The sequence below is a fragment of the Citreicoccus inhibens genome, assembly GCF_019039035.1.
Classification (GTDB): Bacteria; Myxococcota; Myxococcia; order Myxococcales; family Myxococcaceae; genus Citreicoccus; species Citreicoccus inhibens.
Window position 1 is genome coordinate 253,678 of record NZ_JAHNZT010000005.1, and the last position, 14,249, is coordinate 267,926.

Genomic DNA, 14,249 nt, shown 5'->3' on the forward strand with positions numbered 1-14,249 from the left:
GGCGCGAGGGCGGGATTCAAGAGGAGAGGCGGCCCGCGACCGAGGCGTGGACGGGGCCGCACTGTCAGCGAAGGATGGGAGCTTCAGCCCGCGAGCGCGGCGGCCAGTGAGCGGGCGGCGGCCTCGAGCTCCTCCGCGGCGCGGTGATCGCCCGGGAGCGCATCGAAGGCGGCGCGCCCCCACAGCCGCTGGGGCGTGTCCGCGTAGCGCGGGACGAGGTGCAGGTGGAAGTGCCGCAGCACATCACCGATGGCGAAGGCATAGACGTGCTCCGCGCCGAGCACCGCGCGCTGAGCGCGCATCACCTTCGCGGTGAGTGGCCCCAGCTCGCGCGCGACGTCGTCCTCCAAGTCGTACCAGCCACGCACATGGCGCTCACTGGAGAGGACGACCCAGCCGGGGACGGGACTGGGCCCCGCCACGCCATGGAGGACCCAGCCCGACGCGCGCGCGAGGACTCCGCCCACGGGGCGCGTGGTACCGCTGACGATGGCGCAGCCCAGACACGGTGAATTGACGTCCGACATGAGGCGACATGCTACCACCCATGATGGGTGCTCGGGTGGCCGTCTTGACGCGGCGGGCCCAGGTCGGAGAGTGTCGGCCATTGCGCCCTTGGGGGAAGCCCGGGTGTGAAAATTCAAGCAAACAAGGTGGGGACGATGAAGAAGCATCTGGTGATGGCCGTGGTGCCGCTGCTGGCGATCGGGTGTGGCAAGGATCCGACGGACGCGAACGGTGATGGAATTGCCGATGGCATTCGTGACCCGAACAACGTCTCGGTGGTGGTGCCGGCCACGCCGAAGGGCACCGTGTCCGGGCAGGTGCTCGACAGCCGCTACTCGCCGCTGGATGGCGTGACGGTGTCGATGACGATTGGCAGCTCGGCTCAGCCGAAGACGGCGGCGACGGACTCCACGGGCAACTTCGTGTTCCCGGACGTGCCGGGCGGCGCCCAGGTGCTGCTGACGTTCACGCGCAATGGCTACGCGCCCCTGCGCACGGCCGCGACGGTTCCCTCGACGGCCGGCAACGTCCCGCTCAACAACGGCAACGCGAACATCGGCGCCGTCATCCTCGGCTCGTCGGACAGCACGGTGAAGTTCGGCCTCATCGGTCCGAACGGTCGCCCGGCGGCGCAGGCGAAGGCCACCCTGTCCATCGACACGGCGGGCCGCATCGTCTCCAGCAGCGGCAGCAACGCCAGCAGCAGCGTCGTGGTCGAGGCCGAGTCCAGCGCGGAGGGCATTGTCACCTTCGACAAGGTTCCGTCCCCCAATGAGATGGATCGCCTGGGCAGCTCCTATCGGCTGGTCGTCAACGCCACGGACACCAACGGCGACGGAGTGATCGACACGGGCGGCATCGTGCGGAACTTCTCGGGCGCGGACATCGCGACGGGTTCCTATGCCTACGTGCACCCGCTGGAGCTGCCGTACGCCTACGACCCGAACATGGGTCTGTCGATCAGCTACTCCTCGCTCCGTTCGTTCTCGGGCGGCTCGTTCAAGCCCCAGTTCAACATGCTGAAGCCGGGCGAGGCGCTCTACTTCTCCTTCAACCAGCCGATCCAGCCCGCCTCGCTCGTCGTGCAGATGACGGACGAGTACGGCCGCGAGCTGCTGTCGGTGAACAAGGCCCTGTCCATGGGCAACACGGTGCTCACCGTGACCCCGGCGCAGAACATCAGCGTGGGCCAGGAGTACAATCTCTATCTCCGCGCGGCTTCGCTCTCGGGCGCCAACTCCGTGACCCAGACGCACGCCTTCTACGCGGGTGACGTCTCCACGCCGCCGAACAATGTCGCCGTCGTCAGTGCGAACTACGAGGAGTCCGCGGGCGGCATCAACGGGCTGTTGGACCCGAACGAGAACATCTACGTCAACTTCAACCAGGTGCTCGCGTTCGATTACGGCACTGCTCCGTCCGAGGTCTTCTTCAACGCGGACTTCAACGGCAGCAACAAGATTGGCGATGCGATTGGAGAGCTGGGTTACGAGGGGGGCGTCCCGTTCTCGGGTTTCCCCCTGCTCCCTGCTGACCCGGTCGGCCCCATCCGGACCAAGACCCCCGCGGAGACCCCGGTCTTCCCGCTGCTCAACACGGGCTATACCACCCGGTTCTACTTTACCTACGGTGGCAAGCAGCTGAACCCGTCGCTGCTCTTCCCCACGGCCACCATCAAGTTCAAGCGCGTGGCGCCGCAGTCGTCTGTGTACACGACGGCGTGGGGCATCCAGCAGCAGACGGACCTCACGTTCGCCACGCTGACCGCGCTGCCCATCCCGACGCCGGCCCCGTAGTTCTGGCTCGCGACGCATCCTGAAGTCCGGCGCCCTCGTGGAGATGTCTCCACGGGGGCGCTGTCTTTCACGGCCTCTGTCGTTGGATTCCGAACACGCGATGACTCCGCCGTGCCTCTCACACAGGAGCGCGGAGCGTGGGCACGTTGGGCGGCGCGTGAATAGATTCAGCGCCGCCTTTTCCCTACATGCGAGGCCCTCGCTCCATGAAGAACACGGCCATGACCGCTCCGGGAGTTCCCCTGGGTGAGGATGCTTCCTCCGAGGCGAGCGCGCGAAAGCGAATCCTCGTGGTGGATGACTTCGACGACGCCCGCGAGATGTATGCGGAGTACCTCGAGTTCGTGGGCTTCGAGGTCGACACCGCTCGCAACGGGGTGGAGGCGGTGGAGAAGGCGCAGGAGGGCGAGCCGGACATCATCCTGATGGACCTGTCGCTGCCGGTGATGGATGGCTGGGAGGCCACGCGGCGCATCAAGCAGGACGCGCGCACGCGAGACATCCCGGTGATGGCGCTCACGGGTCACGTGCTGGCGGGCAACGCGGAGAACGCGCTGGGGGCGGGCGCGGACGAGTTCGTGGCCAAGCCCTGCCTGCCGCAGGACCTGGAGAACAAGATTCGAGACATGCTCAAGCCCAGCAAGGGCAAGGGGCGCTTCACTCCCGAGTGACTCCGGAGCGAAGCGCGGAGTGAGCCTCGGAACACCGCGACTGCCGGCCAGCCGACACCGCTGGCTCGTGAGTCCTCACGCGCCTCGCTTCCTCCCGTGGTCGGGTTGCTCCTCGTGGCGCAGATGTATAGGCCACCCCGTGTGGGCCCACCCGCCGCCAGCTCCTCGTCCGACACGTGGACTCCTCCCAAGGAGTTCGATGAGTACCGTCTGGTGCGGCCCATTGGTCGAGGGCGGACCGGTCGGGTGTACCTGGCCCAAGACACGCTGCTCGAACGCCCGGTCGCGGTGAAGTTCATCCCCGCGCTGGGCACCAACGCGCTGTCTCGGTTTCTCGTGGAGGCTCGCGCCGCGGCGCGCATCCAGCACCCCAACGTGGTGACGCTGTATCGCGTGGGGCAGCTGGAGAATCAGCCCTACCTTGTGTCCGAGTTCATCCGAGGTGTCAGCTTGGATCAGCTCGCTCGGCCCGTTCCGTGGGAGCGCGCGCTGGCCATGGGACGGGACCTCGCGCGAGGGCTCGGGGCCGCGCATCACCGAGGCGTGCTCCACCGCGACATCAAGCCCGGTAACGCGGTGCTCACCGAGGGCGGTGAGGTGAAGCTGCTCGACTTCGGGCTCGCCAAGTTGCTGGACCATGCGGCGGTGCCGGATGAGCCGAAGCGGCCCGCGGGGTTGGGCGCACAAGCCCTGCCGCTGGACCTGGCCAGTGAGCCGGGCGCGATGCTGGGAGCACGTTCGCTGGGGGGGCTGTTCCTGCCCTCATTGCCGCGCGGCGCGCTGGTGGGCACGCCCTATTACATGTCGCCGGAGGCATGGGCTGGTGACGAGCTGACAGCGCGCAGTGATGTCTACTCATTGGGCATCGTGCTGTATGAGCTGTGCGCGGGCGTGGGGCCCTTTCGTGACGTGCCCTGGCGTGAGCTGTCCGAGGTCGTGCGCTCCCGCGAAGTGCGCCCCCTGGCCGAGGTGGCTCCGAGCGTGGACGCATCGTTCGCCGCCGCGGTCGACCGGTGTCTGCGCCGCAACCCCGCCGAGCGCTTCGCTTCCGCCACGCAATTGCTCGACGCGCTCGAACTGCTGTCCCGCGAGGACGCGGCCGTGGAGGTGCCCGAGGGCAATCCCTATCGTGGGCTCCAGGCGTTCGAGGCCGAGCACCGGGCCCTGTTCTTCGGGCGCCGCCGAGAGCAGCGCGCGGTGCTGGAAAGGCTGAAGGCCGAGACGTTCCTGCTCATCACCGGCGACTCGGGCGTGGGCAAGTCCTCGCTGTGCCTCGCGGGAATCCTCCCCGCCGTGGCGGATGGCGCACTGGAAGATGGACGGCGGTGGCATGCCGCGCGGCTCGTGCCCGGCCGTAGGCCCGTGGCGGCGCTCGCCGCGGCAGTGGCGCCCCTGCTCCAGTTGCAGGACGAGGCGTTGGCCGAGGCCATGCGCATCGACCCAAGCTCGCTGGTGCGCTGGCTGCGCGTGCGGCTCGGCGCCGCCGAGGGTCTGGTGCTCTATGTGGATCAACTGGAGGAGTTGATCACCCTCGCGTCGCCCGAGGAGGCGCAGCTCGCGGGCTCGGCACTGGGCTCGCTGGTGGAGGGGCCGAGTGGACTGCGGGTGCTCGCCACGGGGCGCAGCGATTTTCTCACGCGGCTGACGTCGGTGCCGGGCCTGGGCTCGGACGTGCCGCGCGCGCTGTACCTCCTGCGCGCCCTGTCTGCCGAGGAGACGCGCGAGGCCATCGTCGGGCCGGCGCGCGTGAAGGGCGTGCGCTTCGAATCGGAAGCGATGGTCGGTGCGCTGGTGGCCTCCTCGGCCGCGGATGGTGGATTGCCGCTGCTCCAGTTCGCGCTCGCGGAGCTGTGGGATGCGCGCGATGGCGCGGCCGGTGTCATGACCCAGGCCGCGCTGGACTCGATGGGGGGCGTGGCTGGGGCGCTGGCACGCCACGCGGACGAGGCGGTGGCGCTCTTGCTCCCCGAGCGTCGCGCGGCCGCGCGAGGGGTCCTGCTTCGGCTGGTGACGGCGGATGGGACGCGCGCGCGCAAGACGGACCGGGAGTTGGTGGGGAATGATCCGCGCTACCGCGCCGCGCTGGAGGCGTTGGTCCAGGCTCGACTGTTGGTGGCGCGTGAGGCGGAAGAGGGCACGGCCTACGAGGTGGCGCACGAGGCGCTGCTCACAGGCTGGAGAACCCTCGCGCGATGGCTGGCGGATGCGGGCGAGCGCCGCGAGGTGCAGGCTCGGTTGGAGGCCGCCGCTGCGCAGTGGGAGCGGCTGTGCCTCGCGCGTGAGTCGCTGTGGGGCCCGCGTCAACTCGCTGAAGCGGCGGTGTTGGACAGCAGTGAGCTGACGCGGCGGGAGCGGGACTTCCTGGAGGAGTCGCGGCGCACCATGGTGCGCAGTCGGCGGGTGCGGCAGGTGCTCGCGGTGGGTTTCCTGCTCTCCCTCGCGCTCCTCTATGGTGGGCTCCAGCTTCGCGAGCGTTGGCGGCTGGACGCACGCGTGCGCCATGAGCTCATCGAAGCGACGCGGTCCGACGAAGAGGTCCGCATCGAGCATGAGGCCCTGGAGGCCGAGCGTGCCGACGCCTTCCAGCTCTACGACACGGGCAAGAAGGCCGAGGCGGATCAGGCCTGGGCACGGGCTTCGGCGCGAGCCTCGCGGCTGCATCGTCGCTTCGACGCGGTGGCGGACCGATTGGAGCGCGCACTGGCGCTGGCGCCTTCTCGCGCGGATGTGCGCGCGGCGCTGGCGGACTTCCTCTTGGAGCGAGCGCTGTGGGCCGAGGTCGAAGGTGAGACGGGCGGCCTGCCCGCGCTGCTCCAGCGCCTGCGCCTGTATGACACGAGCGGGGAGCGGTGGCGCCGGTGGACCGCGCCCGCGCGCTTCGCGTTGGAGGGGCTGGCTCCGAACGCCACCGTGGAGCTGCGCCCTGTGTCGCGCGATGCCCAGGGCCGCGAGGTGCTCGGGCCGCCGATGAGCGTGGGCGTGGGCCCGTGGCGCGATGTCCCCGTGCCACCGGGGAGCTATCAGCTCACCGCCCGCGCACCGGGCCATGAGGACGCGGTGCAGCCCGTGTTGTTGCAGCGCGGAGAGTCGCGGCGACTCGTGGTGCCCATGCTGCGCGCGGGCACGCTGCCTCACGGTTTCACGTATGTCCCGCCCGGAGACGTGCGCTTCGGCAGCGCCGCCGAGGCGAGCGTGCGTGAGTTCTTCAACACCGTGCCCCAGCATCGCGTGGAGGTCCCGGGCTTCCTCGTGGCGCGAAACGAGACCACCTTCGCGGAGTGGCTGGAGTACCTGGAGGCCCTGCCTGCCTCCGAGCGCGCGCGGCGCCGTCCGCACGTGGGCAGCGGTGGCTACGTCGGGCTGCTCGCGCTGGAGCCCGAGCGAGGGACATGGCGCCTGCGCTTCCAGCCCGGGGACACGCCGTACACCGCGCGCATCGGTGAGCCGCTGCGCTACGCGAAGCGGGAGCGCCGCGCCGAACAGGACTGGCGGCGCTTCCCGGTGAGCGGCATCACCTTCGCGGATGCGCAGGCATATGCATCCTGGCTCGCGTCCACGGGGCGCGTGCCGGGGGCGCGGCTGTGCACGGAGCTGGAGTGGGAGCGTGCCGCGCGCGGTGTGGACGGGCGCGAGTTCCCGCACGGAGACCGACTGGAGCCCGACGAGGCGAACGTCGACACGACGTACGGCAAGGAGCCCGGGGGCTTCGGTCCGGACGAAGTGGGCAGCCACGCGGCGTCGCGCAGCCCATTCGGCGCGGATGACATGGCGGGCAACGTCTGGGAATGGACCCGCTCGTGGTTGGAGCCCGGGCGTCCCGTGGCGCGAGGTGGAAGCTTCTCATTCGCATCGACCTCGGCGCGCTCCAGCAACCGCGAGCTGCCCGAGCCGTCGCTGCGCGACGTGGCGTTGGGGCTGCGCGTCTGCGCGGATCCACCGCCGTCCAATCCCTGAGTCGCGCTCCCCGCGCAGGTCTCTCGGCGCGCCGGGCTGTCCGGCCGTGCCAGACGATTGACGCGTGACCGACATCGCAACCGTACCGGGGATTGCTCGCACCTTGCTCCACGGACCCCGGCTGCAAACCTTGGAGGTCGCAGGACGCAAGACGGAGGAGTGGCGTCGGGAGGTGTACCGTGAGCGCGAGCAAGGTGCTGGGGGTGGTGGTGGTTGCCGGAGTGCTGTGGGGCTGCGGAAGCGAGTGGGGGCCACCCGTGCCCCTGGCGGCGTCCTCGCAGGGGGCGGAGCTGTCGACACCCAATGGGCGCAACCTCAACGGCCGCAACCTCAATGGGCGCAACCTCAACGGCTCGGACTTGAGCGGCATGCTCATCGCCGTGGACTATGCGAATGCGCGGCAGGGACCCACGCTGCGCCCGCTCGACTCGGTGCGGTTGGTGGGCTCCTCCTTCGTGGGGAACATCGGCACGCACGTGTTGTCGGGCGCGGACTTCGTGGGGGTGCGCTTCAAGGGGCGTCTGGGGGAGGGGGGCGCGGTGGAGCTGCGCGTGGATGACGCCGACCAGGGCGCTGGAGCCGAGCACGACGTGTGGTCCTATGCCGTGTCCTTCCTCGACAAGGATGGGCAGTGGCGCTCCATCTGCCGGGGCCCGAACGACGAGCCGCTGCGCGCCATCCCCGCGGCGGGGCGCTGGGACTACCGCCAGGGGGTGCCCGGCGCGGGGGGGGCGAAGCTGGATGATCCGTCCGCCTTCACCTTCGCATGCGAGGGCGCGGCGATCGCGAAGTGCATCCACTTTGGTTACAAGCCGTGGGCGCTGCGGCCGGACGGTCGGAGTCTGGCGGCGTACCACCAGGCCTGCACGCGCATGGTGCGCGCGGACTTCTGTGGCGATGGGGAATCCCACACGCAAGATGGGCAGTGGGTGAATGTCTACGACGCCATCGGCGTGCAGCAGGACACCGAGCCGTGGGTCCCCGAGGCGGAGTGGGACGTGAGTGGCTCGCGCTGCTTCACCGCCGTGACACGCGCGCACACGGAGGTGAGCTGCCCGGGACGGCTGAATCGTCCGGACTGCGGCGCGTCGGCCCATTTCCAAGCCGGCACGCTCCTGATGAGTGAGTCGCCGTTGGGCGCCATTCCTCCCGTCGCGCCGTGATGGGAGGCCGGGGACGGGCTCGGTGATGTCCGCCCTTGGACGGCCTGGGCGCGCGCTTCGTTCGGTGGCGGAGCGCGCGCGGGCCCCTCGGTGGGCGCGTCGGGACTCGGTGATTAACCCGCCGGTGGCACCTCCAGGTGGAGCAGCGGTGGCTGGGAGCGCGAGGAGACACGCCATGGGTGGGCGGTGGGCATGGAGTGGTGGGCTGTCGGTGCTCGCGATGCTGGCGTCGGGCTGTCGCGCGCGCTCCAACGAAATGGAGCCAGCCACTCCGGCCTCGGTGACGCTGGGGCCGGAGAACGTGGTGCAAGTGAAGCCGGCCGAGCTGCGCAGCGGGCCGGTCCTCTCCGGCACGCTCCAGGCGCCGAGGGCCGCCAACATGCGCGCGGAGGTCGGTGGCCGCGTCTTGAACGTGAAGGCGGAGCCCGGCCAGCCGGTGCACAAGGACGAGCCCCTCGCGCGCATCGACGAAGGGACGCTGCGGGCCCAGGTGCTCGCGGCCCGCTCCTCGCTGCGCGTGGCGGACAACGCGCTCCGCGTGGCCCAGTCGGATGAGGCGCGCAACTCGCGGCTGGCGAAGGCGGGGGTCATCACCCAACGCGACTTCGAGCGTGCTCAGCTCGCTCGGACGCAAGCGGAAGGACAGTTGGCGGATGCACGCTCGCGCCTGAAGCTGGCGGAAGAGCAGCTCACCCGCACGCGCGTCGTCGCGCCGTTCGATGGCGTGGTCAGTGAGCGCGCGGTGCATACAGGCGACATCGTTCAGGTGGGCTCGCCCCTCTTCACGGTGGTGGATCCGCGCTCGCTTCGGTTGGAGGCCGCGGTGCCCGCCGTGCAGCTCGCGCAGGTGAAGGCTGGCACGCCCGTGGAGTTCCATGTCACCGGCTACGGCGAGCGGACGTTCCGCGGGCAGGTGGAGCACATCAACCCCGCGGTCGATCCGACGACGGGGCAGGTGCGCATCTATGTGGACGTCCCCAATGACTCGCGGGCGCTGCTCTCGGGGCTCTTCGCGCAGGGCCGCGTGGCCTCCACCGCGAGCCAGGGATTGGCCGTGCCTCTGGACGCGTTGGATCCGCGGAGCGACCCACCCTCCGTGCTGCGCATCCACGATGGCAAGGTGGCGCGGGCTCCCGTGACACTGGGCTTGCGTGACGAGGTGGCGCAGGCCGTGGAGGTTCGCTCTGGCCTCCAGGACGGAGACCTCGTGTTGCTCGGCTCCGCGCGCGAGCTGACCGAGGGGACGCCCGTGAAGGTGACCGCCTCCCCAGCGCCTCGCGCTCCGAACCAGGGCGTGGGCGGCGCGGGGCGTGACTCGGTTCCGGAGCGCGCCCCGTAGCGCGGGCCTTCATCCTCACGGGAGTCGCTCGGTGTTCATCTCGGACTTCGCCATCAAGCGTCCCATCGTCACCATCACCGCGATGGTGGCGTTGGTCGTCTTCGGAATCGTCGCGCTCCTCAACCTGGAGACGGACGAGTTCCCCGACATCCAGCAGCCGGTCATCGCCGTGTCCATCGTCTACCTGGGGGCCTCGCCCGACACGGTGGAGCGAGAGATTGTCGAGCCCATCGAGGACGCCATCTTCAGCATCAGCGGCGTGGACGCGAAGAAGACGACCTCCAGCGCGACGGATGGCCTGGCCAACTTCACGGTCTTCTTCGATTTCTCGAAGGACGTGCAGCAGGCCTCTCAGGACATCCGCGACGCCATCTCCAGCAAGCGAGCGGACCTGCCGCAAGAGATGAAGGAGCCCATCCTCACGCGGTTTGATCCGTCTCAGCAGCCCATCATGTCGCTGGTCCTCACGTCGCCTTCGCTCGACGTGCCCTCGCTGTCACGACTGGCGGATCCGCTGGTGGTGAGCGAGCTGCGGTCGGTCGCGGGCGTGGCGCAGGTGACGGTGGTGGGGGGCCTGGACCGCGAGCTGACGGTGCAGGTCCGTCCCGCCGCCCTCCAGGCCGCGGGCCTGTCCGTCGCGCAGATCGTCGCGGCGCTGCAGGCCCAGAACCTCGCCGCGCCGGTGGGGCGGCTCAACACGGAGCTGGAGGAGCGCACCATCCGCCTGCGAGGCCGCCTGGAGACGCCGGAGGACTTCGCGCGCGTGGCGGTGGCCGAGCGAGGCGGACGCACGGTGCGCCTGGGAGAAGTAGCGGATGTCTTCGCCGGCACCGAGGAGCCGCGCACCGAGGCCCTCTTCAACGGGGGCAAGGCGGTGGGCATCGACGTGCTGAAGTCCAAGGGATACAGCACCACGGAGGTGGCTGATGCCGTGCGCGAGCGCGTGCGCGTGCTTCAGCAGCGCCTACCCGAGCAGGCGCGGCTGGAGGTGGTGCGAGACGCGGGTAAGCGGGTGCGCGCCGCGGTGGTGAACGTGCAGCAGGCGCTGGTGGAGGGCGCGCTGTTGACGGTGCTGGTGGTGTTCCTCTTCCTCAACTCGTGGCGCTCCACGGTCATCACGGGACTGGCTTTGCCCGTGAGCGCGCTGGCGTCCTTCATCAGCGTCTGGGTGTTTGGCTTCACGCTCAACACGATGTCCCTGCTCGGGTTGACGTTGGCCATTGGCATCCTCATCGACGATGCCATCGTGGTGCGCGAGAACATCGTGCGCCACATCGAGATGGGGAAGGACCACTTCACCGCCTCGCGCGAGGGCACGCATGAAATCGGGCTCGCGGTGGCGGCCACCACGTTCTCCATCGTGGCGGTGTTCATCCCGGTGGCCTTCATGTCCGGCGTGGCGGGGCAGTGGTTCAAGCCGTTCGCGCTGACCATCGCGTGCTCGGTGCTGGTGTCCCTGTTCGTCAGCTTCTCGCTGGACCCGATGCTCAGCGCGTACTGGGCCGATCCCCAGACGGAGTCCGGTGCGCGCCGAGGGTTCATCTCCCGAGGGCTGACGTACTTCAATCATTGGTTCGACCGGCAGGCGGATCGCTACAAGGGCGTGATTGCGTGGGCGCTGGACCATCGGTTGGTGATGGTGCTGCTCGCGGTGGGTTCGCTCGTGGGGGCGGTGATGCTCCAGGCGACGATTGGTGGCGCGGGCTTCGTCCCCGTGAGCGACCGCGGCGAGCTGGAGGTGCTGGTGGAGACGCCGCCGGGCTCCAGTCTGGAGTACACGCGGCGCAAGGTGGAGGAGGTGTCGCGCCGCATTCGCGCGCACTCCGAAGTGGCTTACACATACTCGACCATCGGGACGCCGCTGCCGCTGCGCGCGCCCGGCGTGGACCAGGCGCTGGTGTACGTGCGCCTGAAGCCCAGGACCGAGCGCAAGGAGAACCAGGATGCGCTGGGCCGCGTCTTCCGAGGCGAGTTGCTCGAAGTGGGTGGGGCCACGGCCTCTGTCTTCACCAGTGGCTTTGGAGGCGCGCTGAAGTCCATCCAGTTGGAGCTGCGCGGCCCGGAGACGCAGCCCCTCAACGCATTGGCGGAGAAGGTGATGGCGGCGGTCCGGCAGGTTCCTGGCGCGGTGGACGTGGGCCTGTCCACGCGAGGCCAGAAGCCCGAGCTGGAGGTGGAGCTGAACCGAGGACTCGCAGGACAGCTCAACGTGACAGTGGGGCAGGTGGCGCAGTCGCTGCAACCGGCCTTCGCGGGGCTCGACTCGGGAGACTGGGTGGACCCTTCGGGCAAGACGCGGGATGTGATGGTGCGACTGGCGCCTGAGTCACGCACACAGCCCTCGGATCTGGCGCAGCTTCCGCTGGTCATTGGAGCGGGTCCCAATGGTGCGCCCATCGTGGTGCCGCTGGGGCAGGTGGCATCGGTGCGCCAGACGCTGGGCCCGGCGCAAATCAATCACTTGAACCGAGAGAAGGTCATCAACGTCCAGGCGAATGTGCAGGGGCGCTCGCTCTCCGAGGTGACGCGAGACATCGACGTGAAGCTCAAGGGCGTGACGATTCCCAAGGGCTACGTGATGTCGCTCGGCGGGGAGTCAGCGGATCAGCGCGAGGTGTTCGGTCGGGTGTTCCTGGCGCTGGGGGTGGCGGTGTTGTTGATGTATCTCATCCTCGTGGTCCAGTTCGGCTCGTTCGTGGATCCGCTGGCCATCTTGGTGTCGCTGCCGCTGTCGCTGATTGGCGTGGTGCTGGCGCTGCTGGTGACGGGCGACACGCTGAACATCATGAGCTTGATTGGAGTCATCTTGCTCATGGGCATCGTGGCGAAGAACGCCATCCTGCTCATCGACTTCGCCAAGTGGTCGCATGCGCGAGGCACGCCGTTGCGCGAAGCGCTCATCGAAGCAGGGCGCATCCGCCTACGGCCCATCATCATGACGACGTTCGCGCTCATCGCGGGCATGGTGCCGGTGGCGCTGGGGCACGGCGAGGGCGGCGACTTCCGTGCACCGCTGGGCCGAGCGGTGATTGGCGGCGTCATCACCTCCACGCTGCTCACGCTGCTGGTGATTCCAACCGTCTACGAGATTCTCTCCGACGGTCGAGCGTGGCTGCTGAATCGACTGCGCCGAGTGTTCAATGCAGAGGGCGCGAGGCGGGAGCCGCACGGGGGAGGGGAGCCGCGTCCGGCACCCCATTCACGGCAGGAGTGACGTTCGCGGGCGAGGAATTGATGAACTCGGCCTCGATGGGGTCCATTTCGATGTCCGCGTCGGAGTCCTCTCCGCCGAGGGCTCCGTCCGCGCCATACGCCCTGACGTGTGGACCCTTATCATCGAGTGAGTAGTCATACTCACGGCCCCACGGGTCTGTGGGAATCCTGTCCAGGTGCCGTGTTGCCACCAATGCCGGGATCCCTTCCTGGACAGAGGGGAAGTGCCCCTGCTGTTTGTAATAGCGCTTCAGCGCCGTGCGGATGGCACGCAGGTCCTCCATCGCTCGCTCGTCTTTGGGTATTTCGCCCAAGTGTGGAAGGACCCCGGTGCTGCTGAGCAGTATGCACAGGACAACGAGTCCGCCGAACACGGCCAGGATATTCCGGAGGAGGAGCACGAGAACGCGCCAGGGCGAGTAAGGTGGGCGAGAGGGAGCGGTGAAGTTCATGCGATCCTCGCGGACAGAGGTGCGTGGCTGCCGAGTCGGCTGCGCCGCATGTTCAACGCGGAGGGCGTGAGGCGGGAGGCACGGGGTGGGTGGGGGCCGTGTCCCTCGCCCCATTCGTGGCAGAGGAGGCGCTCGCCGGTATCTCGCAGATCAGCTCGGCGTCGAACCGGGCCATGGTGATCTCCGCGTTGAGTCCGTCGCCACCGGGCGCTCCGTCCGCGCCATTCGTCCAGACGCGTGGGCCTTCGTCATCGAGCACGTAGTGGTACTCGTGGCCCCACGGGTCCGTGGGAATCTTCTCCAGATTCTGGGTCGCCACCAGGGCCGCGAAGCCTTCCTTCGTCGAGGGAAAGTGTCTCTGCTTGTTGTAATAGAGCTTCAACGCAGCGCGGATGTGGTGCAGATCCAGCTTCGCGATGTCCTCGGGGTGCTCCAGGTTGCAAGGGGCGACCGCGACGATGATGAGGAGCAACACGAACATCCCCAACAATGTGAGCCAGATGTTGCGGGCGATGCGGGCGAAGGACTGCTTCGGAGGAACCTGCGTCGGAATGGACATGACACGCGTCCATCTTCAAGGCGTGTGCCGCGGCGCTTCTCCCTCTTGGGTTCGCTTGACTCGACGCGCGCAGCTCCGCCGTCAGCGCATTCCTGTCCAAGCGCGACAGTGGCCGCGGACAATCTGTCGCGATGCTCGTGGCTCGTCGGCGCGCGCAGCTGTCAGTCGCTCCCGGTCCGGGCGTCGGCCCGTCTTTCCCTCGAATGACGGAGTCGAAACATGGGCTGGGCGACAGAGGCAGTGCAGGCGCTGTCACGCGGGTCGCGCGTGGAGGTGAGGCCCCGAGGCGGGTCCATGCGAGGTCGCATCGAGGACAATCAGCGCGTGACGCTGAGCCCGGTGGACCCGCGTGACGTTCAGGTCGATGACATCGTGCTGGTGCGGTGGAGGGGTGGGGTCCTCCTGCATCTCGTGAAGCGGGCCACGGCGGAGCAACTGCTCATCGGCAACAACGTGGGCCGCATCAATGGCTGGGCGCCTCGTCGAGACGTCGTCGGCCGCGTCGTGCACATCCATCCCCTCACGACGTGACGTGCTCGCGGTCGCAGTATCGCTGCTGAACGTCCGCGCGCCGGAGCGGTTGGCGTGAGCGCGC

At 68.8% G+C, this 14,249-nt stretch carries 10 protein-coding genes; 7 read left to right on the forward strand and 3 right to left on the reverse strand.

Annotation, left to right across the window (positions count from 1 at the left end; translation table 11 throughout):
* Window positions 1–83: 83 nt before the first annotated feature.
* Window positions 84–527 carry an HIT family protein gene (locus KRR26_RS09475; protein ID WP_120207630.1) on the reverse strand — a complete coding sequence of 148 codons (444 nt, stop codon included), beginning with the start codon at window positions 525–527 and terminating at the stop codon, window positions 84–86.
* Between the two features lie 135 nt (window positions 528–662).
* Between KRR26_RS09475 and KRR26_RS09480 the strand changes: the two genes are divergently transcribed.
* The 6 genes from KRR26_RS09480 (at window position 663) to KRR26_RS09505 (ending at window position 12,644) form a co-directional block, all read left to right on the forward strand.
* On the forward strand, window positions 663–2,303 hold the full coding sequence (locus KRR26_RS09480; RefSeq protein WP_120207632.1) for a carboxypeptidase-like regulatory domain-containing protein: 1,641 nt from the start codon (window positions 663–665) through the stop codon (window positions 2,301–2,303).
* A gap of 206 nt (window positions 2,304–2,509) precedes the next feature.
* On the forward strand, window positions 2,510–2,974 hold the full coding sequence (locus KRR26_RS09485; protein ID WP_199723830.1) for a response regulator: 465 nt from the start codon (window positions 2,510–2,512) through the stop codon (window positions 2,972–2,974).
* A gap of 141 nt (window positions 2,975–3,115) precedes the next feature.
* Window positions 3,116–6,928 carry an nSTAND1 domain-containing NTPase gene (locus KRR26_RS09490; protein WP_217079645.1) on the forward strand — a complete coding sequence of 1,271 codons (3,813 nt, stop codon included), beginning with the start codon at window positions 3,116–3,118 and terminating at the stop codon, window positions 6,926–6,928.
* A gap of 179 nt (window positions 6,929–7,107) precedes the next feature.
* Window positions 7,108–8,091 (forward strand): ADYC domain-containing protein, encoded by a 984-nt coding sequence (locus KRR26_RS09495; RefSeq protein ID WP_217079646.1) that lies wholly within the window; start codon window positions 7,108–7,110, stop codon window positions 8,089–8,091.
* A gap of 175 nt (window positions 8,092–8,266) precedes the next feature.
* Window positions 8,267–9,430, forward strand: coding sequence for an efflux RND transporter periplasmic adaptor subunit (locus tag KRR26_RS09500; protein ID WP_217079647.1), 1,164 nt, complete (start codon window positions 8,267–8,269; stop codon window positions 9,428–9,430).
* Window positions 9,431–9,461: 31 nt separating this feature from the next.
* Complete coding sequence (locus KRR26_RS09505) at window positions 9,462–12,644, forward strand: efflux RND transporter permease subunit (protein WP_217079648.1); 3,183 nt, start codon at window positions 9,462–9,464, stop codon at window positions 12,642–12,644.
* Here the strand turns inward: KRR26_RS09505 and KRR26_RS37800 are convergent.
* Both KRR26_RS37800 and KRR26_RS09515 read right to left on the reverse strand, forming a co-directional pair.
* Complete coding sequence (locus KRR26_RS37800) at window positions 12,568–13,209, reverse strand: type II secretion system protein GspG (RefSeq protein ID WP_407931711.1); 642 nt, start codon at window positions 13,207–13,209, stop codon at window positions 12,568–12,570. The genes KRR26_RS09505 and KRR26_RS37800 overlap by 77 nt on opposite strands.
* Window positions 13,148–13,654 carry a type II secretion system protein GspG gene (locus tag KRR26_RS09515; protein ID WP_217079650.1) on the reverse strand — a complete coding sequence of 169 codons (507 nt, stop codon included), beginning with the start codon at window positions 13,652–13,654 and terminating at the stop codon, window positions 13,148–13,150. The genes KRR26_RS37800 and KRR26_RS09515 overlap by 62 nt, the downstream gene beginning before the upstream one ends.
* Before the next feature lie 294 nt (window positions 13,655–13,948).
* On the opposite strand from KRR26_RS09515, the gene KRR26_RS09520 reads away from it, so the two are divergent.
* Window positions 13,949–14,185, forward strand: coding sequence for a class II aldolase/adducin head domain-containing protein (locus KRR26_RS09520; protein ID WP_236068437.1), 237 nt, complete (start codon window positions 13,949–13,951; stop codon window positions 14,183–14,185).
* The last annotated feature ends 64 nt before the right edge of the window (window positions 14,186–14,249 follow it).